Below are 26,569 nucleotides of genomic sequence, written 5' to 3' on the forward strand. Positions count from 1 at the left end.
AATTGCTGAAGGCTCTACTTTTCGTAAAATGGCGAAGGTATTGATGATCAGAAGGCATTTATAAACTAATTATTAAGCATCACAGTTACTCAGCTATTTGACTCATTCTCAAACCTCCCGAAAATCTTGATTTTTCGTTTTTATGTCTTAATATATTTAAGCTTCTTAGTTAGTAAAAAATATTCTTTCATCGAAAATAAGAGTGAGAACTTTCTCATTAAAACTTCATGTTATTCTTACTATCTCTTGATAATTATGAAGAATAGGTAATGAAGTTGATATTCAAAACTCAAGTTATCTCAACTCATACCAAATACAAAATTAACTTAATCTTAACCTTTTGGAGAAGAAACATGGTATTGACAATTGGTAATGATAGCGACAACTTTTTGAGAGGAACATTAGACTCAGATACTATTCAAGGAAGAGATGGCAATGATATTCTTCAAGGTTTTAATGGCAATGACACACTTTTAGGCGGCAAGAATGACGATTATCTTTTTGGAGGTCTAGGTTCTGATGTCTTGTCTGGTGATGGATTTACATCAGCCGATAATCAACTTGAAAAAGGCAATGATATCTTAGTAGGTGGAGCAGGTACTGATAGGCTTCTTGCTTGGGGAGATGACATTTTGGTTGGAGGAGGTTCTAACCAATATGATGATCAACTAATCAATAATTTGCAAAATGATCCGTTCAGCACTGCTATAACAGGAGATAATGAGACAGATACTTTCGTTGCTGTGAACAAAGATGCTATTGGTTATACTTTGACTATTGCAGATTACGAGGTTGGTGTAGACAATATTGACCTGAGTAGCTTTGGTGTTTTTGGTGTTGGAGACTTTGCCGAAATCCAGGATAAGGGAAATTTCTTTGAAGCGAAGACTTTTAAAACTGATGGTGCAGAACTTGTCCTGCGAATTAATGCCGATTTAGCATCCTTAGATTATATCGGTTAAGAAAGTCAACATTATTTTGCGATCAGTTCAACGTAGCTGATCGCTTTTTAGGGACTTCCAAGAAATAATTTCTCCAATTTTGTGGAGTGGGCTTCTAGCCCGCTCAATATAAGGACGGGCTGGAAGCCCATCCCACAAGAAATAATTTGGGTATTTTTTTATTTGGAAGTCCCTTACCGGATTTTTCCACTTGATGATATCTGCCATTTTTTGACCATCATTCTCTAAGTGTTATATTGCGATCGCTTATATTTATCTTTAGTCTAAACTTCAGTCAATATTCTCCCAAATGAAAGCAATTTGGAATTTATGTTTAGTTTGTTTCTGCTTGTTGTGGAGTTGTGAGGTGCAAGCGGGGGAACTTGCCCAAAGGTTGGAGAATTTTCCCCAGTGGCAAAAATTAACCTCAGTTCAACCAGCTACAGGAGATTTAGCTTACCCAGAGTGGATGTTGGGTGATTGGTTGGTGACAAGTACGCTTGTGGATTTAGCTGCACCTCTAGCACCAGATATCATCACACCTGGTTTTGAGGGGAATCGTCAATATCTAAATCAACCAATTAGTTTCAAAGTTAAATTTATTCCAGAGAAATCAGTAATTTCTGGCTCTAAATTAATTCCTCGGACTGTAAACGAGAAAAAATTAATTGTTGCCGATAGAGCATTTAATGGTTTGAGTTTAGCACGGGCTTACTTAGGCGATGAATTGGTATTAGCTGTGAAGGTAGATCCAGAATCACCCAATCGTCAAATTACCTTGTTAAAGGGTGATCGGCAACTGGTTTCAGTTGTCACAGCTAGGGAAGTAGAAAACACCAAAGATGATAGATATATAACTACAGAAGTTTTTCAGCAATTATTTAAAGGTGGAAATAATCCCTATTTTAACCAGGTTGAATCCACCACTGCTTATCAACCACAGTTAACATCAACTCCACAAATTATTGCTGACCAAGTTACGGCTGTGTACCTTTCTCCCCAAGATAAAAATTATTTTCAAGCTGGTTCTCGTCCAGTGGCACTATATAGATATCGTTTGGAGTTTAGGCAGGACTTACGTAATACTCAACGGGAAACAAGACCGTGATCAAATCAGCAATTTCAATCACATTTATTTTTGTTTGATAACTAAAATTGTGACATCATCTTGGAGATTTTTTCTAGCGATATGACTCCATAAATCATCAATTACAGCTTGCTGAATTTGACGGGCATTGTGATGCCAGTTATGACGTAAAACATCACACAATCTTTCAATTCCGTACTGTTTTTTATTGGTGCTTTCTGCATCTATTAAACCATCTGTGTAAAGTACAATCCCATCCCCAGAAAATAGCGTTACTTCTTTTTGTCCAATGAAGTTAGTAATATCAGCTTCTAAACCAACAGGAAATCCTAAATCTATGGTGTCAATTCGCTCGATTTGACCATCTGCACGGACAATAATTACCTCTTCGTGTTGACCACTTAATGTGACTTTACCAGCTTTATAATCGAGAAAGGCGATAGTGAGGTTTCTATCGGAATTCATGCGTCGGACATTCTCAAAAATGACTTGATTTAACAAGCTTAAAAATAAGGTGTTGTTAGTAATATTTGCGGCTGATAATGCACGGACTACCGATTGTACCATCACCATCAATATGCCACTTTGCAAACCATGTCCGGTGACATCACCAATACTGATTTTAATGCAACCATGACTTTCGATGACATCGTAATAGTCACCACCAATATCGGATGCAGGTTCCATAAAGCTAGCAATATCTAATTCGGAAATCTTGAGAAGTTCATCTGCTTTGGGCAATATTGTTTCTTGTAGTTGTCGTGTAACAGCTAACTCTTCACCCATGCGTAAATTATCTGTTCTGAGAGTTTTATTAAGCCCTTGAATTTTGGAATTTGCAGCTTCCAATTGAGCAAGCGTTTGTTTTTGCTGTTCGTCTGATTGTGCGATCGCGTCCAGCATATCATTAATATGTGCGGTTAAATTTGACATTTCATCTTGACCAGGAATTGACAAGCGCAAACCTAAGTCGTTAGTGTCACGCACACGTATTACACCGGAAGCTAATAGTGTCAACCGTGATAAAACTGAACGTTCTAGTAAAAATAAAACTACTGCTCCAAATATGACTCCAGCAATAATCAAACTAATAATTAGATATTGAAGGTTGCTTTGTGCTTGTTGATAAGTTCTTCGAGAAATATCAACTTGCAAAATTAATCCTGGTTTCCCATCAATATCTGGAATTAAAAGATAACCTGCTAATGTTTGTTCGCTTAAGGGTTGAACGACAATATTTTGTTTAGGAGAAAGAGATGTACGGATTTTTTCAATTTCTGGAGGTAAATCTAAATCGTTAAATCTGTACAGTTTTAGTGGGAGACGTGCTAATCGGGATAATTGATCAATTGTTTCGTCACTAATTCTACGTCCGACAATTAGGGAACCTTTGATTGGTCCTGTGGTATCACTGGTGAGAATTGGTTGGGATGTAATCCAAATTGGACCAGTGGGTAAAACCATAATTCCTGTAGACTTAGTTGTCAAGTCAGGACGTTTCAGTAGTAAATCATCTTTTTTGCTAATGCGATCGCTTAATTCTTTGGGTATAGATAACATCACCTTTTGCTTTTCATCATACCCAGTCCCGTAAACTGCATCTCCAGCGGTATTGACGAAAAGCATATAATTTGCTTTTAATAAGCTTAACTGCTTGGGTACAAGGTTTGTTTTAATATAGTCAGGGTTTTTATCCTGAATGAACTTATAGGTATCATCCCACGCTGACCAATCTCCATAGCGATCGCTAAAACTTTCTTGACTTTGCAAAAGTAAGTTTTGCACACCTTTGAGAGTCTGTTGAGCTTCATTTTCTTCTGCTTTGCGAATACTCCCCATAAATATATTCGCAGATGCTAGATAAATAACACCAATCAAACCAGCTAAAGTTCCACTAACAATTAGTAAAGTTTTCTGTCTTAGTTTCATAATGCGATCGCGCCTTTACACAAATATAAATAAAATTGATCAAAAGTTTATATGATACCAATTTCGATAAAGAAGGCTACAGATAATTTTCTTAAGGTGAGATAGCTTTTATTTCCTCTAGCCAAATTCATCCGTCACAATCATTAACTAAATTGCTGCACAAATTACCCTACCTTTGAGTCAGCTAATACCAGTCAAAGATAAGGCTATAAATATAGAGTTCCCAAAAAAACATTCAGATCAACATTCCTAAACCTTATCTAAAGAACTCATATTTGATTTATGAAACACACTCCCTACATATACTTAAATTTTTAAGTGTAAAGCACAGGCTACGCCAACAATAATCAAATCGGATTCCTATATTTTGAGAACCGTAGTTTGTAACTCAAAATTGTGAGTAGGCGTAGCCAACCCTACGGACTTATGCTACTCTTCGTAGCTTGCTTCTCCGCAGAAGTGAAGCTACTTCCTGTCTACCTGAGATCCCAATGGCAAAACTCCACTTTCCATGATGGATGAGGCTTATAACTGCTATGAAAAAGACGCAGCACTGCTACGTCTGTATATCAAAACTTATGCCTAATTTGCAATTAACTTTGATCTAATGACAAGGTATAGTTGTACTTGACCCCAGGGTTAAAGGTTCCTATCCACAACTTATAGGTTCCAGCTTTCCAGTTTTTATCATTAATGTTGGCATCTTTACTCCTTCCTGTGTCATCACCACAACGGATTATATTATCGTTGGGACCCTGCACCAGAATAGTTGTGTCAGAACCACCACTATTAACTTGCATTTTTAGCTTAGGAACGTCTTGTTTTAAAATTAAAATGTAGTCAGGGTTAGGATCTGCAAAACCAATACAACTATTATTATTGCGATCGCGGTTTTTAATCGCCGATAACGAATAGGAACCACCTGTATATCCTGATACAGACACAGACTCTTTGCCGCTATTGGATACTAAGGTGATAGTCCCGAAATTAGCTGTCTTCGCAACGGCAGGCATGGTGAAAAGTGTCAACAAACCGAGCAATAGTCCGCTTTTGAACCGATTTTGCGACAATATGCCCTTCATAAGTCGAAAATTAGCCATTAGTCGGGGGCGATTTCGCTCCATTCCAGCCCTCCAACAAAATTTATGAGTATTTTTATACATCGATCTTAACTAGTCATGACATGTAAGTTCTTGGGTGTTGTGACAGATATAAATCTGACACAAATCAGTTACCAGTTATCAGCTATCAGTTAACAGTTATCAACTTTGTTCACTGTTCCCTGTTAATTGTTAACTGATTTAAAAAGGATCCCACCTTTAAGTAAATTGCTTTCCTTGCCGTAGCTGCTGATGGTAAGCGATCGCATATCCTCTAAAAAGGGCTTGGCTACAACCTTTACTAACTTCAATATGGGTAGTTGCTTTTCCAGAATCTCTTTACTTTTTACCCAATCTATGTATATATAACCTTGGTTCGGCTTGGGAATCACAGCGATACTTTTTTGGAAATCGGAGTTTTTACCAAATGAATTATCTTTGGTAGTGAGGACTTCGTGCATCGTTTCTAGGGAAGATGTGAAAACCTCATAATTGCCAATGGTGGTATGCACTCCATAGGCTTTTGCTTCGATGCTAAAATTTTCTTTGTTTTTACTGGATTTTTTACTATTGGCGGTGATTTTAGTCCAAGTGACGATGGATTGATTATCTAAGGTAAAAGTGGTTAGACTCAATCCGTTGCGAGATGCGATCGCGTCTAGTTGTAAAATACCATCAGCAGTAGCAGGAGTTTTTTCTGCCACAAAAACCCATTCTGAACGATTTTGTTGGGGATTTGGCAATAATGCAACTGCATATTCACCTTGCACCCAGCTAAATACGTCTTTCGCTAAGTCTATTCCCCAAAGGTTTTGAATTTCTGCTAAGGGTTGGACAAAATTATTCAAATTGACATCTTTCTTACTAGATAATGTCCCTACCAACTGTTGCCAATATGCAGCTAAATTTCCGTTACCCACATTAGCTAAATCTGTTCCCGACACCACCAGACTCACCACAGGTGGAATATACTCCAGCGCACCCACAGGTTTTGTTAATTCTGCTGTATCTTGGGAAACTTCTTTAGGAGTAAATGCAGCAGTTTCAGCCAACAAACCTTGGGAATTTAAAGCTAAGGAAATAATTTGACTATCAAAAGTTTGTACAGGCAACTTTAGTCCCTGCCATTCTGCCACAGCCGGAAGATTTAAATATACAACCCCAAAGGCATCCTTTGAAACCTGTTTTGCTGCCTCAACATATTCTGGCGCAGTAGTCAAGTTTAAATCAGGTGCTTGGACATTATTCACAGCTTCCCGTAATACCTTAGCATCATTAGCAAACAACACATATTTATCACCCACCACCGCACCAGCTAACATTCCTTTTTCTAATTGGGAATTATCAGAAATCAACTTGATACCTGCATATTCTTCCACACCCAAATCAGCACCCGCTAGTACCCGCTTAGAAAAGAGTAGTTGAAGAAATTCCTGGCTTTTTTCAGGTGCATTAGTGGCAAGTGCCATCAAATATCCCGGCTGTTTACCATTATCAGGGTCGCGGTCGATATCTAAAGTAGTTACAGCCAAAGTAATTTCATTTCCTAACCAAGGTTCCACATCTTGGCGATAATTAACACCAGTATTTGCAAAAAAACCTGTCTTTAATTTGCTAAACTGTTCTTTACCCAAACCCTGTAACCGTTCTACATTTCCTTGTAGAGACACAACTACAGGTGCTTGTTTGGACACGAAAATCGCAGCACCAGGTTTACCAGTGGTAATATTAGCTGCAAGTACACTTTGGTAAGGGAATTCTCCACACACAAACAAACTCATTAGCAGCGCAATGAGATTTATCGCTAAAAAACGGAACACTAGGCATCTTCTCATAATCAGTTATCAGTTATCGGTTATTAGTTATCAGTTATCAGTTATCAGTAAGATTTAGATTCTGTAGCACACATATACTCTGTTCGCTGTTCCCTGCACCCTGTTCGCTGATAACTGTTAACTGATTTAAGCGATCGCTCAAATTTTTTGTCAAGATAAGTAAGAGGATTGTTTACACAAATTTTCATGACAGATCAAAATTCCAGCCAGTCTTTTACCCAAGTTACCGTTGAAGAATTTACACAACGTCTTGCTACAGCGGATAATCAGCCTCAGCTAATTGATGTCCGTGAACCCCAAGAAATTGACATCGCCAGCATCGACGGCTTTATTAATTTACCATTGAGCGAGTTTGCTAACTGGTCAGACCAAATACATTCTCGCTTCGATTCCAATGCCGAAACCTTTGTTCTTTGCCATCATGGCATCCGTTCAGCCCAAATGTGTCAGTGGTTGGTAGCCCAAGGATTTACAAATGTTCACAATATTGCTGGCGGCATCGCTGCCTATTCGACAATCATAGACTCATCGATTCCGCAATATTAAAGGAAATGTAGAGATTAGTTGTTGGCTGTTAGCTAAAATTTCTTTACTCCTTCACTCCCTCACTCCTGTTAAGTAATTCCCACACATCAGCAGTTACACGGTAGCAACAGTTCAAATCGCCAGATACTTTAGTAGTGAAAAAGACATTGTTTCCCAAGCAATCGTGAAAACATAAAAGATGGGGAAAGTGAGAAGGAATAAACAAAGATTATTTTGCCCTCATATCTCTTAATACTTTTGTTACGCATGATCTGAGCTTGCATCTGTTTTTTGCTAGCATTGAATCAGACTTTGGGGCACAAACGTAACTTTGTTTTTAGCTTTTGTAAAAAAAATCGAATAATTTATTTTCTTCGGCTACATATATTCCATCGCTATCCACCCGAAAGTTGTTCGTTCAAAAATATTTTTTAAATTTTCTTAAGTTTTGCTTCAGCAAACACACCCTATGCAAGTCCAGTTAACTCACCGACAACAGCACATACTTTGGGCAACAGTGCGACACTACATCGCTACTGCTGAACCCGTAGGTTCCAAAGCTTTAGTAGAGGAATATAACCTCGGAGTTAGTTCCGCCACAATCCGTAGCATCATGGGGATGTTGGAAAAAACTGGGCTTTTGTATCAACCTCATACCTCAGCTGGGCGAATACCCTCAGATTCAGGTTATCGTCATTATGTCGATCAACTTGTAACTCCCAGCGAAATCTTGGTGCAACAGGTAGAACAAGCTTTACAGAAACGTTTGAAGTGGGAAGATTGGAGTTTGGAAGCGCTTTTACAAGGTGCCGCTCAAATTTTAGCGACATTAAGCGGATGCATTACTTTAATTACAATGCCGCAAAATAGTACCGCAGCTTTACGACATCTACAGCTAGTACAAGCAGAAGCGGGAAGAGTCATGTTGATTGTTGTCACCGATAGCTACGAGACACACTCAATCTTGATGGATATGACAACTGTAAACCGAGTTAGTGAAGCAGATACAGAGGTAATCGATCGGGAGTTACAAATTGTTTCAAATTTCTTAAATAGTCATTTACGTGGTAAGAATCTTTTAGAGTTGGGTAAACTGGATTGGACACAGTTAGATCGAGAATTTCAATGTTATGGAGAATTTCTCAAAACTTCCCTAGTTGAACTGAGTCGTCGCACTCACAATCCATCTACCACCCAAATTATGGTACGTGGTGTATCAGAGGTTTTGCGTCAGCCAGAATTTTCGCAATTACAGCAGGTACAAACCATCATCCAACTATTGGAGGAAGAACAAGAACAGTTGTGGAAGTTGATTGTGGATGAACCAGAAGAAGATTCTGCCAAATCCCGTGTCACCGTCCGCATTGGTGCCGAAAACACATTACAACCAATTCGCAGCTGTACATTGATCTCTTCTACATATCGGCGTGGTACAGTTCCAGTAGGTAGTGTCGGAGTATTAGGACCAACTAGGCTAGATTATGATAACGCGATCGCAGTTGTTGCCGCAGCCGCAGAATATCTATCAGAAGCTTTTAGCTAAGTTGTAGCTATCCAAAATTCACGCAAAATCATGAGATTCAAGATAATATCCATTAGGGGGGAACAATCGTTTGCCCTGAATTTGCTGAGGTATAAAAATTAGATGCGTCGCAGGCTAACATATACTTTCCCACAAAACTAGGAAACCAGAAAATCTACCTATTGATTCTCCATTTTGTAGTCACTAACTCATCGCACTTAATATTATTCACAAAGTTAGAGGAAACTTCATTATTACATGATAGATTCTCTATAATCTCTGAAGCTAGACTTTCATCCTCAGCTTTTCCCATCCCCGATAAAACAACATCATCTTCTTGATTTTCTCTTTCGGATGACTCAGGATCAATTAACGGTAAAGTAACAGTTACAGTAGTTCCTTCATTAATCCCAGGACTACTCAGGGTAATTGTTCCCCCCATCAACTCAATTAAGTTACGGGAAATTGCTAATCCCAAACCTGTACCACCAATTTTACGTGAAGTGGCATCTCCAACCATAACAAATGGACGGAATAATTTTTGCTGTTGAGATAAATCAATCCCAATTCCTGTATCTTGAAATGCAATAATTACATGTGGCTTTGCATTGATTTCTTCAATACTAGTAGAAATTGTAATACTTCCAGTTTCGGTGAATTTAGTTGCGTTTCCAATTACATTAATAAATACTTGCTTTAGTTTAATTGGATCGATATTTACAGGAATTGAATCCAACATCATAGGAATATTTAATTTTAATCCTTTTTGCTGCACATTCACCGACTGTAAATTAATAACTTCCTTTAGCAAATTATGCAGATCAACAGGTTCCAAAAATACAGAAAGTTTACCAGCTTCAATTTTGGAAATATCTAGCAAATCATTAATTAATCCCAAAAGATGAATAGCAGTTTCATCTGCACGCTGAAGAAATTCTAATTCCTCTTCTCGATCATCGCATAATCCATCCCTAACAATCCGAATGCTATTAATAATAATATTCAAAGGATTTCTCAATTCGTGCGATGTATTTGCTAAAAATTGACTTTTAACTTGATTCGCATCCTTAGCATCTTTCCAGGCTATTTCTAATTCTTCTGCCCAATTTTTTAGGCGTTCTACCATCTGACCAATTGCTTGGGCAAGTTGATTAAATTCACGAATATCAAAATCATCAGGTGAAACTGCTTCTGGAGATTGATTTGAATGAGTTTTTAAAGCATAATCTCGTAACTTTTCAATTGGACTTGCCAAGTAATTAGAAACATATAAAGAAGCTACTATGCTTGCACCAATTAAGACAACCGTTAAAATAAATAAAACTAACTTGATTGTTCCCAATCCATACAACACATTATCTAAAGTGGTTACATCTAGAATAATCCATTTCTGGGAAGAAGATACAGTAACTGGACTAGGAATAGCAGTGTAACCAGCAACTAGTTCTTCCCCCTGTTTTTCAAAAAAGAAATGTAAATATTTCTTTTTCCCAGAAATGGCATTTCGCACAATCTTTTTTAAACGAGAAGCATCTACATGCTGAGCAATATTAGTTCCAATCCTTGTGGTTATAGGATGTGTCAATATTGTACCGTCTTCAGATATAACGACAGATGAACCTATAAACAATCCTGGTTGCTTTCTAATTTTCTCTTGTAGTTCTGATTGAATACTCAAAACATAATTTGGTTCACCATTCAAATTATAAACTGGGGTTGATAGGAGTATTTGCAATTTATTTTTCATACTCGGATCAGCGGTATTAATATTTGTATAATTTTTGGGAGGGATAATTACTTTAGCTTGAATATCTGTACTGTTATTCAGCTTTTTGACTTCATCAATAGCCCTTTCACCGCAGGTGCTGGCAATCACATCTTGTGTTTTTAGATCAATTAGTTGAATACACTCAAGGTGTTGTGGAGATTCTTGAGTTATTTTGTTAATGAATTCTTGAGCTTCAGCCGCTGAACCTGAGCGAATTTGAGTAGCTTGACTAATACTAAGTAGATTAATTTTGAGACTACTAATCGTATCAGCAATTTTTTCGCCCTTCATTACAGCACTTTCAGTGAGATTTTTTCGAGCCGTTTCTAGAAGGCTATCGCGTGCTTTTTGAAAGACTGCAAACTCACCTATAAATAAAATAGGGACTGACAGAAATAAAATTCTGGATGTTAAAATGCGACGGAATGATAATTGGCGGGGTTTAGCCATTGGTAGTCTCTCTCGGCATCTCCAAACCACAATAGCAATGATATTTAAATTTAGCAGTAATTGTCATTAATTTATGATTAATATCCGCTAATTATAGTGACTGATGAATTAGCTATTCAGCTTCAACTATATTTCAACTTAATTTGATTGGTAAAATTTTAGAGTGCCTAATTAAGCATGTGACTTTACTAAGAGTATCACAGGTTAAAAGTCAAAAAGTATTTCCCTATGTTAATCACAAAATGGATGAATACTTATTGTGCGTTGCCTGGAACCCTTCTAAATTCATACAATTTATACATTTTACATTTCTCATGCTCCTGCAAGTAAAGGTTTTTTTATTTTGACTCAGGATTTTTCAGAATCGAGGGTAATTGAATAGTCATAAATCAGCTTTTTCCGACGTTGTAATTGAATCGTGATTCTGCCTGATTTTACTACCACCAATTTATTTTGATGTATAGTTTAGCTGCTGATAGCTCAATACTTTACTACTTTAACTTTGGATTAAAATCTTCAACTAGATAATTATTTTTTGCCACCTACTGCTCAGTTATCAATGCAAAAATGTGGTTTACCATAGCTAACTGGTGCTACTGCTGACAAATATAAACAAATATCCTAGTAAAATCAATGATGCAACATCGACCCTTTGTAACTGTAATTCTTGCAGTGAGTGTAGATGGTAAGATATCAGACTTTAGGCGATCGCCTGCTCGGTTCGGCTCAAATACTGATAAAGCACACCTAGAAAGACAGATTTCTGCCTCTGACGCTGTACTATTTGGTGCTGATACGCTTCGAGCCTACGGCACAACACTAACTATTACCGATCTAGATTTGCTACGACACAGAAAAGAAGCTGGTAAGGATGCTCAACCGCTTCATCTAATTATTACAGATCTAGCTAAGTTAGATCCGGAAATTCGCTTCTTTAATCAGCCAGTGCATCGCTGGTTAATTACCAGTCAGCAGGGGGCAAATTTTTGGCAGAATCGCTCAGAATTTCAGCGAATTTTGATATTTGAGAGTGATTGTGGTCAAATAGACTTGACAAAAGTACTTTCATGTTTACCGAATCTAGGTATCGAACGTCTTGCTGTACTAGGTGGAGGTGATTTGGTGGCATCGATGATAAAAGCTGATTTGGTGGATGAATTATGGTTTACTGTTTGTCCTTTGATTTTGGGGGGTATTGCTGCACCCAGTGCGGTAGCAGGTATGGGTTTTTTGGCTGATGTTGCACCCCGCTTACAGTTGCTTGAAGTAAATCGAGTTGAAGACGAGGTTTTTTTACATTATCGAATTAAAGAAAGAGTTGACATATTCTAGATATAGAGTGTTGTTCGTTTTTATCAAGTACACCTTTATCAGGTCTAACTTGTGTTTAGGAAACCTAAATATCTGTATCTAATAGCAGGGAAACTGGGTCATAATCTGATTTGAACTGTTTACCCAAATTTAGGCTGTGAACCTATGATCATGTTTCCATAGACGATAATAATGGATATTTTGGCTTTTTGGTGCAAAAATCTGGTTTATTATCGTAATTAAACGGAAAATGTACTGATTTATGGCTCTTATTGTCTTAAGGGTGTGGAAATTTTCCGTGACTGATGACAATTATGCAAATGGAAAACCGACACTGAATTTTGCCTCTCTTGTAGACAAATATCCCAGTTGCTTAAAAAGTAATAACTAAGTGGAGATGCAGCACTGCTACATCTCCACTCTGAATAAGATCAATTTTAATTGTATTAGTCCTAAAACGAGAAGCCGGAAATAAGGGGCTTTTTTGTCCATGTCTTCGTCTAGCAAAATTGACTTGGCACAGTTGCTATCCTCTATATATCTTCAACTTCTAATCTTGCAGCTGTAACTGCATCGAATGCGAAGGCTACGATTATCGGCATTGGACACTTGAATATATAGGTCGAAACTACTGCCACGCAAGTAGCCACCACAGCGGAAACTGACCAGATTTTTTCTTGGGATGTCATTCCTTTCTCTTGCTTGATAGCTCTTAATACTTTACCGGGAATTGGCTCAGGCATGACTGCTCCTGGGGGAAATGCCCAGTAATTATTTCGTCGCTCTTCAAATAAATCAGTCCAGCCGTTATCTTCACACCATTCTTCAACCCATTGGTTACAAAAGTGATTCATGAGACGAAGGCGAGAAATAGAACTTTGCATAATTTATTGAGGACTAAGGGTTGGCGATGAAGCGATTAGATGGTCGCTAACAGGTTTGGTAATGGAAACTTATAGATATCAATTAATCAACTTATGTCAAGTTTTATGAAGCAGTTATAATAGGTTTTATTACGCGGATAGACCGCTGCTTTACAACTATAAGACTAACAGCAAAATGGGGTGCTTCAAGCAAAAAGAAAATAAACTTTACTTAACTCTTGTTGGCGATATAATTCGCAATAAAGATGATATGAGAAAAATACTAGCGATAACTGTGGCATTGACTCACAAGTCTTGATATATATCAAAAAATAGAAAATATTAAGTTAAACTAAAGAGCTATTCTTGGCAATAAATGATGAATTTATGCTTAAAACATCAATGGTTTGATCTTTGATAAATTTGCCTACCAGTAGATATTTTAAATTTGTCGCTAAAAAATTAGAAAAAGCCTTAAGTCTATATACTGAGATTATTGATTTTTATGAAGATTGAGATTCTAGTCTTTGACTAGATAATCTAATTTTCTAGGGATAAAGTGCTTAATTTACCTCTATGGTTACGGAACTACTCTTGATCCCCAAAAATGACAAAAACTGATGTGTATAGTGTGAAGTTACAAGCTGTAAGCTGAGAAAAGCAACCTACCTGATCTAATTAGTTATGTTTTGGCGAAAAGTTGTAGTATTGATATTAGTCATAGATGCATTTTTCTTGACATCTCCAGCATTGGCAGACTGGACACACCCACTATCATTTAGTAATGCCCAATTAGCCCGTCAGGATTTTTCAGGACAAAGCCTGCAAGCAGCCGAATTTTCTAATGCCAATATGGAATTAGCTGACTTTAGGGGTGCAGATTTACGAGGTGCTGTAATGAGTGCATCAACTATGACTAAAGCCAATCTACATGGAGCAAATTTAGCAAATGCACTAGTGGATCAGGTAAACTTAACAGGGGCGGATTTAAGTGATGCCGTCCTTCAGGAAGCGCTATTGCTGCGTGCGATTTTTACTGATGTAAAGATCAATGGTGCAGATTTTACAGATGCAATCTTAGATGGTGCACAAATTAGAGAATTGTGCAACATAGCTAGTGGTGTAAATTCTCAAACTGGTGTTGAAACTCGTTATTCGCTAGGGTGTAAATGAAGCGTGTTGGTGTAATTGGTGGTGGACAGTTGGCTTGGATGATGGGTGGTGCAGCGAAAAAGCTAGGAGTTGAGTTGGTAGTCCAAACTCCCAGTCCTGATGATCCGGCTGTTGCGATCGCATTATTGCAGAAACCAGTCCAAAAGTTCACAAGATACGATTTAAAGTCAGACTTTTTTGTGCAAGCAAGGGTTGATGATGCCATTGCCACTGCTGAACTTGCGAAAAAAAGTGATGTGATTACCTTTGAAAATGAATTTGTTGATGTGGAAGCACTGTCGATTTTGGCACACAAAGGTGTTTGCTTTCGTCCGCGACTCGAAGCTTTGGCACCCTTGTTGGATAAATACCACCAACGCTGTTACCTCAAAGATTTAAATTTACCCGTTCCTAATTTCCTCCCTTTGGATAGTGAAGCGATAATTGCATCAAGTGATTCTGGCTTGACACAATTAGGTTTCCCTGTGGTTCTCAAAGCTCGTCGTCATGGTTATGATGGACAAGGAACTTACATTGTCAAAAACCTAGGACAGCTAAAAGAAATCCTTGCCTCCACTCACCACTCTAGATACTCATCCACACAACCGATATATCTATTGGAAGAATTCATTCCCTTCACTCGTGAATTAGCTGTTATCGCAGCTAGATCAGTAAATGGAGAAGTTGTCATCTATCCAGTGGTAGAGACTCAACAAGAGGAACAGGTATGTCGGCGAGTTATTGCCCCTGCGGATATCTCACCCCAGGTAGCAGCCCAAACTGCCAATATAGCTTGTACTTTACTCAATCATTTAGAGGTGATTGGAGTCTTTGGAATAGAACTATTCCTGACGGCAGATGACAAAGTGCTAGTGAATGAGATAGCCCCAAGAACCCATAACTCTGGACACTTCTCCCTAGATGCTTGCCAGACTTCTCAGTTTGAGCAACACCTACGAGCAGTTTGTGGTTTACCATTAGGAAACACTGCTCTAAATTGTCCAGGTGCAGTGATGGTGAATCTCTTGGGATATGAAAATTCTCAAAGTGATTATCTGTCAAAGCGTCAACAAATAGAAGAAATACCCCAAGCACATCTCCATTGGTACGGGAAAACCGAATCCCGTCCTGGACGCAAATTGGGACATGTAACTGTTATATTAGACCAGTGTCGGCGAGAACATGCGATCGCAACAGCCCAACAAATAGAATCAATCTGGTACCCGACTCAAAGTTAGGCAAAGTCATGATTAAATCAAAAATGGTAAATTTTCCTTTAATCAAGACACAACATGATTTTGGAAGGTTATAATGGGGTTGTTGTACTGTGACGTTGGTGACTGCCATCAAGTTTTTTGATCTATAACTTGAAGCAAAAGGGAGCCTTACAATTCTCGTGGCAGTATACCGGGCATGTACCCGGAAACTTTAAACGGAGGAACTGGTTCCCACCTGGATTTTCCAGGTCAAAAACTTAGGTAAAACGGCGTTGCGGTACACAATATTTGAAGCCTTCAAAGTTGATAAAACTTTGGAGGCTTTAATTATTAAGTCTCGACACCTCAACCTGTAATTTGTATTATTTGTATAAATTGAGTCTAAATGTAATTTGAATAACAGTTAAGATTAGTTAAATTAGCCAAATTTTGGCTATAAACAGCAAAGATATTATACATAAAAGTCGATTAATGTCGATTAATAAAGAGTTTCCAGCTTCAGTCTGTAAATTAGACAATGGATTAACATTCATTCATCAACAGATTACTGCGACTCCCGTTGTTGTGGCTGATATTTGGGTGGGTGCAGGTTCAGCTTTAGAATCTCAACCGTATTTTGGCATGGCTCACTTTTTAGAACATATGATCTTTAAAGGTACTGCCAAAGTCGCACCAGGAGTATTCGATAGAAATATTGAAAACCGAGGTGGAGTAAGTAATGCTGCTACTAGTTATGATTATGCCCATTATAATCTGACTACCGTATCAGACCATTTGGGGGAAATATTGCCACAAATGTTGGAAATGTTGCTTCATCCAGCAATTCCCGATGATGAATTCAATCGAGAACGAGATGTAGTAATAGAAGAAATTCGTCAAGCACAAGACGATCCTGATTGGTTAGGATACCAACATTTAATTAATAATATCTATCAACATCATCCCTACGGACGTTCTGTTTTGGGAACTGAGTCGGAATTGATGCAAAATTCACCTGCCGCAATGCGAAATTTTCACGGAAAATATTACCAACCGGAAAATATGACTGCTGTAGTTGTGGGTGGAATTTCTCAAGCATCAGCGTTAGAAATTGTTGGTGAGACGTTTTGTGAATTTACCAGTGATTGCTATGGGTTTTTACAGCCGGAAACAACATCAAAACCAATAATTACCGGAATTAATCGTCAAGAAATTGCTATCCCTAGATTAGAACAAGCTAGGTTAATTATGGCTTGGGTTTGTCCTGGAGTAGAAAAATTGAGGGCAGCTTACGGGATGGATTTGTTATCAACATTATTAGCAGAGGGACGCACATCGCGCTTAGTGCGGGATTTACGGGAGGAACAACAGTTAGTTCAGGGAATTTGTAGTAATTTTTCTCTGCAAAAGGAATCCAGCTTATTTACAATTACTGCATGGTTGGAACCCAAGAATATTGAGACTGTGGAAGCTTTGATTTGCTTACATTTAGAAAAGCTACTTTCAGAAGGAATTAGTCAAGCTGAATTAACTCGATGTCAACGCTTGTTGTGCAGTGATTATGCGTTTTCTACAGAAACTCCCAACCAAATAGCTAGCTTGTATGGATATTACAGTACAGTTGCCCAACCCGAAATTGCTGTAACTTATCCGCAGCAAATTTTGTCGTATGATGTCTTAGAACTGCAAAAACTCGCTAATAGTTATCTTTCTCCAGAAAAATATACAGTAACTGTGATGAAGTGAGATGTAATTGTCTCATCTCTACAAAATAACCTCCTAATTTATGACAACCTTGCCAAGAAACTCCCATATTCACAGAACTGTTTTAGATAACGGAATTGTGGTGTTATTAACAGAGAACCCCACTGCGGATATCATAGCCGGACGAATTTTTATCCGTTCTGGGAGTTGTCATGAACCATCAGAAAAATCAGGTTTAGCTCATTTGCTATCGGCATTGCTAACTAAGGGATGTGACGGACTTTCTAGCATGGAAATTGCCGAGCAGGTGGAGTCGGTAGGTGCTAGTTTGGGTACAGACGCAAGTGCTGATTATTTTTTGGTGTCTCTCAAAACGGTAACGGCAGACTTTGCCAACATGTTAGCGCTAGCTGGGAGAATTATGCGATCGCCTACTTTCCCAGAGTTGGAAGTAGAATTAGAAAGACGGTTAGCACTTCAAGATATTCGCTCCCAAAAAGAACAACCTTTCAGTATTGCTTTTGAACAATTACGCTTGGCAATGTACAAAGATCATCCCTATTCCCAATCAGGGTTAGGTGATGAAAAAACCATGGCAAGTTTAACCCGCGATGATTTGGTGAAATATCACCAAACCTATTTTCGCCCAGATAATTTAGTAATTAGTATAGCTGGTAGGATTAAATCTAGTGATGCGATCGCACTAATCCAAGAAGTCTTTGGTGATTGGCAAGCACCCATTAACCAACCAATTCCAGGTTTAACTGTATCTGAGATTGATACTGCACCCCACGCTATTAGCACATTTCAACAAACCCAACAGTCAATCATCATGCTGGGTTATCTCGCACCCGCTGTTGATTCTCCTGACTATGCTGCTTTAAAACTATTATCAACCTACCTAGGTAACGGACTTTCTAGCCGCTTATTTGTAGAATTACGCGAAAAACGCGGTTTAGCCTACGAAGTTTCCGCATTTTATCCAACTCGTCTCCTTACTGCCTCATTTATTGTATATATGGGGACTGCACCGGAAAATACCAGAATCGCTTTAGACGGTTTGAAAAACGAAGTCGATTTACTTTCGTCTGCTCCTCTGTGCGATGATACAATCCAAGCAGCAAAAAATAAAATTCTGGGTCAATATGCTTTGGGTAAACAAACTAACGCCCAAATCGCCCAAATTTATGGATGGTATGAAACCTTGGGACTAGGTATTGACTTTGATATCCGCTTCCAAGAAATGATTAGCGCTGTTAATGCAGAACAAATATATGCTGCTGCTTGTCGGCATTTACTTACACCTTATGTATCAATAGTTGGACAAGAGGAAGCTGTGAGGAAGGCAATTAAATCAGGTAACAGCAAGCAGTGAACAGGGAACAGTTTCAACACCTTAAGGTCTATTTTCCTAGCTTTTGGCTGTACGCAAAGCCTTCTTGTTGAATATAGATAACTGCTGGAAGGATGGATTTAGCCTTTTTCTCGAAAAACGAGACTTCACGGGTACTTGTTGTGTAGTATTTTTGAGGAAGTCAGTATGAATGGTCTATTTCAATGAAACAGCTCCTCAACACATTCAAAAGCTGGAAAAAATCCATCAAGGCAATTGTTCATAGCCTAGTGATGGTGATTTTAGCGATAACGCTATTAGCGACTCCAGCTTTAGCAACAGGTGTATATGAAATATCAGGACTTACACCCGATACTTGGGTAGTGGATGAAGCTGATGTTATCAGTCGTGCCAATGAAGGTAAAATTAGCAGTGCATTATCAGAATTAGCTCAAGCATCGGGTAACGAAGTCAGATTTATTACAGTTCGTCGTCTCGATTATGGTGAAACCCCGGAGAGTTTTACCAAAGCATTGTTTGAGAAATGGTTTCCCAGCAAAGAAGCACAAGTAAACCAAACCTTGATCATGATCGACACTCTGACTAACGGGAATGCAATTATAACTGGTGATGCCGTCAAGGCTACACTTGCAGATGATACAGCTAAAAGTATCACTGATGAAACATTAATGGCACCATTACGGGATGGTAATAGATATAATCAGGCATTTTTGGATGTAAGCGATCGCGTAGTGGCAATTCTGAGCGGAAAACCAGATCCAGGTCCACCAGAAATCGTTGATAATGTTCGAGTTGAAAGCACCTTTGCATCTTCAGAAGAAACTGAAAAAGAACGTGGTAATTCCACAGCTTGGGTAATCGGACTTTTAATCGCTGCTACCGTCATCCCCATGGCAACATACTATATATATCAAGTGAATCAACCTTCTTCTGATGGGTAAATAAAATCTCGCTAGTTAGCCTTTAACCATGATACAAAAATAGACACGACATCTAATCTGAGGATGTTCACTCTCTAGATAGTTTCAGATTTAGTTGAAACAGCGGAAGTTCCTAAAGGGTGATAGATTGACGCAAACCAATCTGTCACCCTATTTCCTAATCCTGCACATACTCTCGTTGCGAAATCAAAGCAATTTCTGCCCTGAGAAATTCTCTTCCCAAATATGCCGCATGGTCAAGCATACTTACAGGAGAAGGTTTAATTTCTTCAAATAATTTCACACATAACTCCTTAGCAGTTCTGCCAGTATAAAGAGTCATATTACTGCGTTCAACTTTTCCCTTTGCCGGAATCACCTCACCAGTTTCGGGATTAACCGCTAAACCTTTATCATTAATTATATTGGAATAGTGCTTGGCACATATAATACCAGCTTCACGGTCAACGTATATAATAAAATAACCTTCGGGATCAAGTTCGATGTAACGCTGCGATAGTTTGTCATCAATTGCTGTAAGATTTTCCAGTGTTAAATCCATGAATTTCCCCTCACAAATTACTATCTTAAGATTTGTTGTCTTATTTACAGTTTAGTATTTTCATGGACAATGCTGAAAGATTATGATACTTTTCCCACCCACAGCAGAAAGGAAGTAAATAATTGAACCTCGCATGACTGGAAGTCACGCGATTCCTGCGTGCAGAAATCAACCATTTATTTTGATTGAAATTCTTGCTCTTGATTTCATGTAGTAGATGCCCCAGAATTATTTTTTTGGTTAAATGGTAATTCAGCATTAATTGCCTCGATTTCCTTTTGTTCGAGTTGATTTATTTCTCGAATATAAGGGCAGAGAATCTGCTGCAAACGGTTATTGTAAAATCGATGCAAGCTGTGGTTTGGGGTTGCGGGAAAACCTCGACGTTTTTTATGTCTTCCACCAGCACCAGGATCAAAAATCTTGATACCGTTATTGATTGCCCATTCAATTGGTGAATAGTAGCAAGCATCAAAATGTAAGCAGTCTATATCCTGAAAGCTTCCCCAATAACGCCCATAGAGTCGTTCACCTTTATATAAACAAAACGACATACCGACGGGGGTTTGGTCATTGTCCTGATTATATGCCGCCATTAGCAACACGCGATCGCTATATTGATCAGACAGGGATTCAAAGAAGCGTTTAGTTAAGTATTTACTTCCCCACCAACCAAACTTGTCACAGGTATCAGCATAAAAATCATACATCAAACCTAACATCGGCTTGGTAATTTCTTCCCCTGTCAAAGCTTTGAGTCGTAAACCAGCTTTCTCTACAGCTTGACGTTCCCGCTTAATATTACGTCTTTGGTTAGCATTAAAAACAGCTAAATAATCATTAAAACTACTAAAATCGGAATTTTGCCAGACAAAATTGTGATTTATCCAACCCGTAAAACCACTTCTTTCTAAAACCGATTTCCAGGTAGGATCGACATACAGGAAATGACATCCACTAATTCCATGCTTCGTGCAGAAAACATCAATCTCATGCACCATCATTTCCACAATTTCCCCCTCATCTTCCCCCGGTGCAATTAAAAATCGATAACCCTCCGCAGGAGTAAAAGGAGTCATCCCCACCATTTTCGGATAATACTCAATCCCAATGCGCTGCGCTAAATCAGCCCATTGATTATCAAAAATAAATTCACCGTAACTATGTCCCTTCAAATATAGTGGTGCAGCAGCAATCAACACACCTTCACGCCAAATTGTCAAATGATTCGGCAACCACCCATTTCTTGCCGTCGCACTTCCAGACACCTCCAAATTATTCAGCCATTCCCACTCTAAAAATGGCGTTTTTAGAGGCATTGCCAAAGCATCCCAGGCTGCTTGTGGTACTTGTGCAAGTTTATTTATCCAAGCAATAGAATAGCGAGATTTCAGCATCGTGGCTTTTTGGAACGCAAAAATATACAGCTTTACTTAACTTAATCTACATGATTTTTTGAGGAGAGGAGAAAAGGTTAGGATTAAAAATCTCTATAAACCTGAATTAGACAAGAAAGGAATCCAGTGTTGATGGTAACAAATCGTAAACTTTACTCAAAGCCTTCTTACAAACTAAGGTGGAAGCAAAGCTACACGCCTTGTTTGCGCTTATCCCAACTGCCTACTTGCATTCATTAGTTTTCCTTGGCTGCTATGAGTTGTTGAATTGTGCTAGCCAGTTGCTTAAGCTTCACAGGCTTACTCAAGTATTCATTAGCACCTGCTGCTAAACAGCGATCGCGGTCGCCTGTCATTGCTAATGCTGTAAGCGCTATGATCGGAATATCCGCTAATTTCGGGTCAAGACGAATCTGTTTCATTGCCTCTAAACCATCCATCCCTGGCATTTGAATATCCATCAAGATTAAATCGGGACGATGGTTTCTAGCACAGTCGATAGCTTCTTGTCCATCATTTGCTAACACAATACGATAACCTTTAGCGCCAAGGTAGCTAGAAACTGTACTTATATTGGCTTCGTTATCTTCTGCTAATAAGATTAGGGGGGCTATATTTGTTGTTTCTTCAGCCATTTGAAGATCTTGTTCTAGAGTAACAGTTGATTTTTCACCTCCTATTTTTTCCCGTGACAGGGTAGAACTGTGATTAAATGGCAGATCTATCGTGAAACGACTGCCTATACCTAGTTCACTAGTTAACCCCACCCTACCGCCATGGAGTTCGACAATTCGCTTGACTAATGCTAGCCCTAAGCCTGTACCTGCATACTGACGATTTAAGGAGCTATCAATCTGTACAAAGGGTTGAAATAATTTGTTGATATTTTCTGGCGAGATACCAATACCCGTATCAATTACAGCAAATTGTAAGAAATATTGCTCCGTTGAATCGATAGATGATATGTCGGGTGGAAGTTGCATAACTTCTAAGGTAATCTGTCCTTTTTCTGGAGTAAATTTGAGGGCATTATTAAGTAAGTTAATTAATACTTGACGAATGCGTCGTTCATCCACAAGCAATTCAGGTAAATTGCCTGGAAGTTTTATTTGCAGTTGAATACGTTTTTGTAATGCCTGTTGTTTAATAAATACCAGACTTGATTCACACAAATGAGAGACTGAAGTACTGGTGTAATCAAGTTCAATTTGTCCGGCTTCAATTTTTGCCACATCCAGAATATCGTTGATCAATTCCAGCAAATGGGAACTGCTGCGCTCAATAGTTTCCAAAGCTTTAAGTTGTTTTGTATTAATGGTGCCAAAAACTTGTTCTTGTAGTCCTTCAGTCATCCCCAGAATAGCGTTGAGGGGGGTACGAAGTTCGTGGCTCATGTTGGCTAGGAATTCATCTTTAAGGCGGGTGGCACGGGCAAGTTGTTGGTTAGAAATTTCCAATTTTTGATTGCTATGGGTTAACTTTGCCTCTGCTTGTTGTCGTTCGGTGAGTTCTTGTTGCAATTGATCATACAGATTTGCTTGTTGAATAGCGATCGCTAACTGGTTGGAAAGCTGCTGTGTCAAGTTAATTTCTGGCTGCTGCCAAGTGCGAGTTGTTGCACATTGATGAATGCATAGCAAGCCCCATAAATCAGCACCGCAAAGTAAGGGCATAATTAAATTGGCACGTACTTGGAACTGAGCCAGGATGCTAGTGTGGCAGTTTTTCAGTTCCCCATTATAAATATCCTCAACAGCATAAAATCTACCCTCGGAATACAGAGATGAATAATTTTCGCCAAAGCAGTGATCATGTACCCGAATCTTCATCACGGAGGAAAATCCCTCAACCACAGATTCAGCTACAAATTCGCCATCATCAAAATTGGATTCAGGATAAAATTTGAAAATCCCTACCCGATCAGCTTGAAGTGCTTGACGGATTTCCTGACAAGCAGTATCAAAAATAGTATGTAGGTCTAGAGATTGACGAATTTTCTGAGTAATTTCTCGTAGTAAACTGTCTCGTTTGACTTGCAGTCGAATGGTTTCATCAGCTTGTTTGCGCTGGGTAATATCCCGAAAAATACCCTGTGTCGCAATGGGGATACCATCTTGAAATTGACAATTGATATTCCCCTCAACAATCAGATCTCTACCATCTTTTGTCAAGAATCTGGTTTCCATCCTTAAGCAATCGGAAGCAGCAAATATGCCTTGCATTGTTGTTTGAAAGTTGACTAATTCATCAGGATGAATAATCTGGAAAATAGACAACTGCTTTAAGTCAGTATCGTCATATCCCAAAGTTTGTTTCCATGCCTTATTCACGAATACAATCTGACCATCGGCAGCAACACTTTGAATTAAATCGGTGGCGTTGTCAAACAGATCACGCAGTTGAGCTTCTCGTGCTTGTAGTTCTTGAGTTCGCTGTTCTACCCTCTTTTCCAAACTATGATTTAAGCGATATATTGCATTGTTTGCTACCTTGCGTTGTAATTCTGCCGCTGCTCGCGCTGCAAATACCTGAAGAATAGGGAGTGCTTCACTGTATTGCGTCTCCCGAAATGGCTGCACATCTAGAATGCAAAGATTGCCAATGGCATTGCCATGATCATCTTTTAAGGCAATACCCAAATAACTATTTGCCTGCATCGTCACCAAGTCTAAATCGTCAGGAAAAAATTTCTGAACTTGGTTTTTACAGTAAAATTCCCCATTTCTGAGAGTACATTCGCAGGGAGTAAGAGCCGGATGGTAGGAAATTGGCGGTTGTAAGGCTCCATTTGCCCAAAAGCTCAAGGTATGGAGCTTATCGTCTGCAAGTTCTGTAACTATGACATAGGGGACATTCAAGGCTTCGGCAATGTGGCGTACTAAAGCGTTAAAAAAGTCCTCTCCAGTAACGGCGGCTGTTCCCTCAACTAATTTTTGTAATGTTAACTGTATACGTTTACGGTCGGTAATATCAGTAATTGTTCCTACATAGCCAATTACATCTCCGTTGGCATTCCTCTCTATTACAGATTTCCCGTAGACCCATGCCACCTTACCATCACCAGGTCGTTGAAAGCGATACTCAAGTTGAAAGGGGCGGCATTCTTGAGCCGATTGGTACCACTCTGCCGTGATTTTGTCTCTATCTTCGGGGTGTAATCCTTGTCGCCATCCGTCTCCAAAGGCATCCTCTGGGGCAATTCCAGAAATTAGACACCAATGATCGTTAACATATATGCATTTCCCATCAGTATCGGTACGAAAAATACCCACAGGAGCATTAGTAGTTAATGTGATGTAGCGTTCTTCACTTTCTTGGAGTAGTGCTTCTGCTTGTTGACGATCAATGAGTTCCTCTTGCAATTTTTGGTAGGTTGTGGCTTGCTGAAGCACCACCGCTAGGTGTACTGATAACACTTGTAGCAATTCGACTTCTTCTGGCTGCCAATCACGGGGGTGGTGACTTTCGGAGACATTGAGTAAACCCCAAAGCTGATCACCACACAATAGGGGTACCAAAATTTTGGCTCGCGTCTCGATACCCACCAACATATCGCGGTGACAATCGGAGATTTTGGCGTTGTAAATATCAGATACGACACGAATCCGTCCCTGGCGATAAATTTCACTATATTGTTCTTTGAAGCAGGTTTCATTAATGCACTCGCCCAGCAGTGAACGTGAGGAGTTAGTGGACTCAGCAACTGCGATCGCTTGCCAATTCTGATCAAACTGCCAAATGTTCACGCGATCGCAACCCAATAATTTCCGTACCTCTGCCACGGTGGTGTCCAAAATTGTTTGCAAACTCAGAGATGAACGAATTTGTGTGGCGAGATCTGTCACCAACTTCTCGCGCTCTGCTTTAGCTATGAGGATATTCGTCCTAGCTTTAATTTCCTGCTCTAGTTCAACGGTGCGGCTTTCTAGTAGTTGGATTTTCTCTGCTTCCAAGCGTACTACTTTTTTTTCCAATACCTCTGCTAACTTGAATATTTCTAAGGAGTTGAGGGCTTGTAACAAATTTGTTTGAGTGATAATTCCCAATAATTCACCCTGTTGTCCTGTCACTGCCAACCTGCGGATCAAGCGTTGTTCCATGGTTTGCTGTACCAGCCATAGGGAATCATCAGGTTGAACAGCAAAAATTGGCGTACTCATCACTGTCATTGCTAGACAGGTTTTTAGATTCAAGCCCAATGCCTGAAACTGTACAACATCACGCTCGGTAATAATTCCCACAGGAGTTGCTAAAGCTGGAGTTTGCTGATCATCTGATTCTATAATCATGATGGAGCTAACCCGATGTTTTGCCATTAGCTGGGCGATCACCAGCATGGAGGCATCTGGTGCGGCACAAATCACCTCACTTGTCATCACCTCTGATACTAGCCGCAACCGCAATAAATCTACAGGACGAGAAGAGTGCCGCAGACTTTCGTGGGTTATCAACCCTACTATACAATTCTGCTCATCCAGGATTGGTAAGTGGCGAATACGGTGCTGCTGGATGAGTTGAACTGCCGAAAATAAATCTGTGAATTCAGATTCACGTATGGTAACTACTGGATGGATCATCACCTCTCGAATTGCCAAATTTTCCAGAGGAACCTGTTGGGCACAGAGGCGCACCACATCTCTCTCAGTGAAAATACCTATTAAATTTTCATTTTCCACCACTAGCACACAACTTGAGCGTGCTTCTAAATATAGTTCATCCAATTGCTTGTCAACAGATGCAGTTGTTTCACAAAGACTCCGCACACCGCTCATTTGGGCGATCGCATCCATCACTGTTGTATCTGGTTTCACTGTCAACGGATAACGAACAATGGCGGATTTTAGTTCTGATGAGGTGAGAGCATTTATGTGATTAAACATGCATAATTAATGCAAAAGGATTCATTTTTTATTATTCCCATTAACAATATATAAGTTAAGAGAGCAAATACAT

The 26,569-nt window shown here is 39.1% G+C and carries 19 protein-coding genes and 1 other RNA gene; 11 read left to right on the plus strand and 9 right to left on the minus strand.

From position 1 onward, the window contains the following. Positions 1-353 precede the first annotated feature (353 nt). Positions 354-962 carry a calcium-binding protein gene (locus CAL6303_RS26605; protein WP_015200942.1) on the plus strand — a complete coding sequence of 203 codons (609 nt, stop codon included), beginning with the start codon at positions 354-356 and terminating at the stop codon, positions 960-962. A 27-nt stretch (positions 963-989) separates the two neighbouring features. Here CAL6303_RS26605 and CAL6303_RS26610 read toward each other — a convergent pair whose 3' ends face one another. Beyond that, positions 990-1,169, minus strand: coding sequence for a hypothetical protein (locus CAL6303_RS26610; RefSeq protein ID WP_041740004.1), 180 nt, complete (start codon positions 1,167-1,169; stop codon positions 990-992). Positions 1,170-1,251: 82 nt separating this feature from the next. Here CAL6303_RS26610 and CAL6303_RS26615 point away from each other — a divergent pair, with 82 nt between their 5' ends. Beyond that, the gene (locus CAL6303_RS26615) at positions 1,252-2,049 is read left to right on the plus strand and encodes a DUF6816 family protein (RefSeq protein WP_015200943.1); all 798 of its coding nucleotides are present in this window, start codon (positions 1,252-1,254) and stop codon (positions 2,047-2,049) included. Positions 2,050-2,073: 24 nt separating this feature from the next. Here CAL6303_RS26615 and CAL6303_RS28720 read toward each other — a convergent pair whose 3' ends face one another. From CAL6303_RS28720 to CAL6303_RS26630, 3 genes are all read right to left on the minus strand, one after another. Beyond that, a complete protein-coding gene (locus tag CAL6303_RS28720) occupies positions 2,074-3,957 on the minus strand; it encodes a CHASE4 domain-containing protein (RefSeq protein ID WP_015200944.1) in 1,884 nt (627 codons plus the stop codon). 593 nt (positions 3,958-4,550) lie between these two features. After that, positions 4,551-5,039 carry a hypothetical protein gene (locus CAL6303_RS26625; RefSeq protein WP_051036829.1) on the minus strand — a complete coding sequence of 163 codons (489 nt, stop codon included), beginning with the start codon at positions 5,037-5,039 and terminating at the stop codon, positions 4,551-4,553. 203 nt (positions 5,040-5,242) lie between these two features. Next, complete coding sequence (locus tag CAL6303_RS26630) at positions 5,243-6,892, minus strand: DUF3352 domain-containing protein (protein WP_015200946.1); 1,650 nt, start codon at positions 6,890-6,892, stop codon at positions 5,243-5,245. A gap of 186 nt (positions 6,893-7,078) precedes the next feature. Between CAL6303_RS26630 and CAL6303_RS26635 the strand changes: the two genes are divergently transcribed. Continuing rightward, positions 7,079-7,438, plus strand: coding sequence for a rhodanese-like domain-containing protein (locus tag CAL6303_RS26635; RefSeq protein ID WP_015200947.1), 360 nt, complete (start codon positions 7,079-7,081; stop codon positions 7,436-7,438). A gap of 448 nt (positions 7,439-7,886) precedes the next feature. Beyond that, the gene (gene hrcA, locus CAL6303_RS26640) at positions 7,887-8,960 is read left to right on the plus strand and encodes a heat-inducible transcriptional repressor HrcA (RefSeq protein WP_015200948.1); all 1,074 of its coding nucleotides are present in this window, start codon (positions 7,887-7,889) and stop codon (positions 8,958-8,960) included. A 154-nt stretch (positions 8,961-9,114) separates the two neighbouring features. Here the strand turns inward: hrcA and CAL6303_RS26645 are convergent, their stop codons facing one another. Beyond that, complete coding sequence (locus CAL6303_RS26645; protein WP_015200949.1) at positions 9,115-11,157, minus strand: sensor histidine kinase; 2,043 nt, start codon at positions 11,155-11,157, stop codon at positions 9,115-9,117. Between the two features lie 633 nt (positions 11,158-11,790). Between CAL6303_RS26645 and CAL6303_RS26650 the strand changes: the two genes are divergently transcribed. After that, the gene (locus CAL6303_RS26650; RefSeq protein ID WP_015200950.1) at positions 11,791-12,489 is read left to right on the plus strand and encodes a RibD family protein; all 699 of its coding nucleotides are present in this window, start codon (positions 11,791-11,793) and stop codon (positions 12,487-12,489) included. 512 nt (positions 12,490-13,001) lie between these two features. On the opposite strand, the gene CAL6303_RS26655 is transcribed toward CAL6303_RS26650, so the two are convergent. Next, positions 13,002-13,352 carry a hypothetical protein gene (locus tag CAL6303_RS26655; protein ID WP_015200951.1) on the minus strand — a complete coding sequence of 117 codons (351 nt, stop codon included), beginning with the start codon at positions 13,350-13,352 and terminating at the stop codon, positions 13,002-13,004. Positions 13,353-14,015: 663 nt separating this feature from the next. Here CAL6303_RS26655 and CAL6303_RS26660 point away from each other — a divergent pair. The 6 genes from CAL6303_RS26660 to psb32 all read left to right on the plus strand — a co-directional run bounded on the left by CAL6303_RS26660 (position 14,016) and on the right by psb32 (position 19,678). After that, entirely contained in the window at positions 14,016-14,504 is a 489-nt protein-coding gene (locus tag CAL6303_RS26660) for a pentapeptide repeat-containing protein (RefSeq protein ID WP_015200952.1), read from the plus strand. After that, positions 14,501-15,721, plus strand: a complete 1,221-nt coding sequence (locus CAL6303_RS26665; RefSeq protein ID WP_015200953.1) for a 5-(carboxyamino)imidazole ribonucleotide synthase — start codon at positions 14,501-14,503, stop codon at positions 15,719-15,721. The genes CAL6303_RS26660 and CAL6303_RS26665 overlap by 4 nt, the downstream gene beginning before the upstream one ends. An 81-nt stretch (positions 15,722-15,802) precedes the next feature. Further along, positions 15,803-15,985, plus strand: a non-coding RNA gene (ssrS, locus tag CAL6303_RS28865) — 6S RNA. A gap of 186 nt (positions 15,986-16,171) precedes the next feature. Beyond that, the gene (locus CAL6303_RS26670; RefSeq protein WP_015200954.1) at positions 16,172-17,425 is read left to right on the plus strand and encodes a M16 family metallopeptidase; all 1,254 of its coding nucleotides are present in this window, start codon (positions 16,172-16,174) and stop codon (positions 17,423-17,425) included. A 40-nt stretch (positions 17,426-17,465) separates the two neighbouring features. Further along, positions 17,466-18,758, plus strand: coding sequence for a M16 family metallopeptidase (locus CAL6303_RS26675; protein WP_015200955.1), 1,293 nt, complete (start codon positions 17,466-17,468; stop codon positions 18,756-18,758). A 182-nt stretch (positions 18,759-18,940) separates the two neighbouring features. Further along, complete coding sequence (gene psb32, locus CAL6303_RS26680) at positions 18,941-19,678, plus strand: photosystem II repair protein Psb32 (RefSeq protein ID WP_015200956.1); 738 nt, start codon at positions 18,941-18,943, stop codon at positions 19,676-19,678. A 157-nt stretch (positions 19,679-19,835) separates the two neighbouring features. Here the strand turns inward: psb32 and CAL6303_RS26685 are convergent, their stop codons facing one another. From CAL6303_RS26685 to CAL6303_RS26695, 3 genes are all read right to left on the minus strand, one after another. Further along, positions 19,836-20,219: a DUF4346 domain-containing protein gene (locus CAL6303_RS26685; RefSeq protein ID WP_015200957.1), complete on the minus strand. Its 384-nt coding sequence runs from the start codon at positions 20,217-20,219 to the stop codon at positions 19,836-19,838. Positions 20,220-20,425: 206 nt separating this feature from the next. Beyond that, positions 20,426-21,616: a GNAT family N-acetyltransferase gene (locus CAL6303_RS26690; RefSeq protein ID WP_015200958.1), complete on the minus strand. Its 1,191-nt coding sequence runs from the start codon at positions 21,614-21,616 to the stop codon at positions 20,426-20,428. 236 nt (positions 21,617-21,852) lie between these two features. Next, a complete protein-coding gene (locus CAL6303_RS26695) occupies positions 21,853-26,496 on the minus strand; it encodes a GAF domain-containing protein (protein ID WP_015200959.1) in 4,644 nt (1,547 codons plus the stop codon). Between the last annotated feature and the right edge of the window lie 73 nt (positions 26,497-26,569).

It is taken from the genome of Calothrix sp. PCC 6303 (assembly GCF_000317435.1).
Taxonomy (GTDB): Bacteria; Cyanobacteriota; Cyanobacteriia; order Cyanobacteriales; family Nostocaceae; genus PCC-6303.

Excerpts from the sequence above, each read along its gene's own strand:
- CAL6303_RS26615 (WP_015200943.1), top strand. The coding sequence starts at position 1,252 with ATGAAAGCAATTTGGAATTTATGTTTAGTTTGTTTCTGCTTGTTGTGG.
- CAL6303_RS26655 (WP_015200951.1), bottom strand. The coding sequence starts at position 13,352 with ATGCAAAGTTCTATTTCTCGCCTTCGTCTCATGAATCACTTTTGTAAC.
- CAL6303_RS26650 (WP_015200950.1), top strand. The coding sequence starts at position 11,791 with ATGATGCAACATCGACCCTTTGTAACTGTAATTCTTGCAGTGAGTGTA.
- CAL6303_RS26665 (WP_015200953.1), top strand. The coding sequence starts at position 14,501 with ATGAAGCGTGTTGGTGTAATTGGTGGTGGACAGTTGGCTTGGATGATG.
- hrcA (WP_015200948.1), top strand. The coding sequence starts at position 7,887 with ATGCAAGTCCAGTTAACTCACCGACAACAGCACATACTTTGGGCAACA.
- CAL6303_RS26690 (WP_015200958.1), bottom strand. The coding sequence starts at position 21,616 with ATGCTGAAATCTCGCTATTCTATTGCTTGGATAAATAAACTTGCACAA.
- CAL6303_RS28720 (WP_015200944.1), bottom strand. The coding sequence starts at position 3,957 with ATGAAACTAAGACAGAAAACTTTACTAATTGTTAGTGGAACTTTAGCT.
- CAL6303_RS26660 (WP_015200952.1), top strand. The coding sequence starts at position 14,016 with ATGTTTTGGCGAAAAGTTGTAGTATTGATATTAGTCATAGATGCATTT.
- CAL6303_RS26685 (WP_015200957.1), bottom strand. The coding sequence starts at position 20,219 with ATGGATTTAACACTGGAAAATCTTACAGCAATTGATGACAAACTATCG.
- CAL6303_RS26610 (WP_041740004.1), bottom strand. The coding sequence starts at position 1,169 with ATGGCAGATATCATCAAGTGGAAAAATCCGGTAAGGGACTTCCAAATA.
- CAL6303_RS26630 (WP_015200946.1), bottom strand. The coding sequence starts at position 6,892 with ATGAGAAGATGCCTAGTGTTCCGTTTTTTAGCGATAAATCTCATTGCG.
- CAL6303_RS26635 (WP_015200947.1), top strand. The coding sequence starts at position 7,079 with ATGACAGATCAAAATTCCAGCCAGTCTTTTACCCAAGTTACCGTTGAA.
- CAL6303_RS26695 (WP_015200959.1), bottom strand. The coding sequence starts at position 26,496 with ATGTTTAATCACATAAATGCTCTCACCTCATCAGAACTAAAATCCGCC.
- CAL6303_RS26625 (WP_051036829.1), bottom strand. The coding sequence starts at position 5,039 with ATGAAGGGCATATTGTCGCAAAATCGGTTCAAAAGCGGACTATTGCTC.
- CAL6303_RS26645 (WP_015200949.1), bottom strand. The coding sequence starts at position 11,157 with ATGGCTAAACCCCGCCAATTATCATTCCGTCGCATTTTAACATCCAGA.
- CAL6303_RS26675 (WP_015200955.1), top strand. The coding sequence starts at position 17,466 with ATGACAACCTTGCCAAGAAACTCCCATATTCACAGAACTGTTTTAGAT.
- CAL6303_RS26605 (WP_015200942.1), top strand. The coding sequence starts at position 354 with ATGGTATTGACAATTGGTAATGATAGCGACAACTTTTTGAGAGGAACA.
- CAL6303_RS26670 (WP_015200954.1), top strand. The coding sequence starts at position 16,172 with ATGTCGATTAATAAAGAGTTTCCAGCTTCAGTCTGTAAATTAGACAAT.
- psb32 (WP_015200956.1), top strand. The coding sequence starts at position 18,941 with ATGAAACAGCTCCTCAACACATTCAAAAGCTGGAAAAAATCCATCAAG.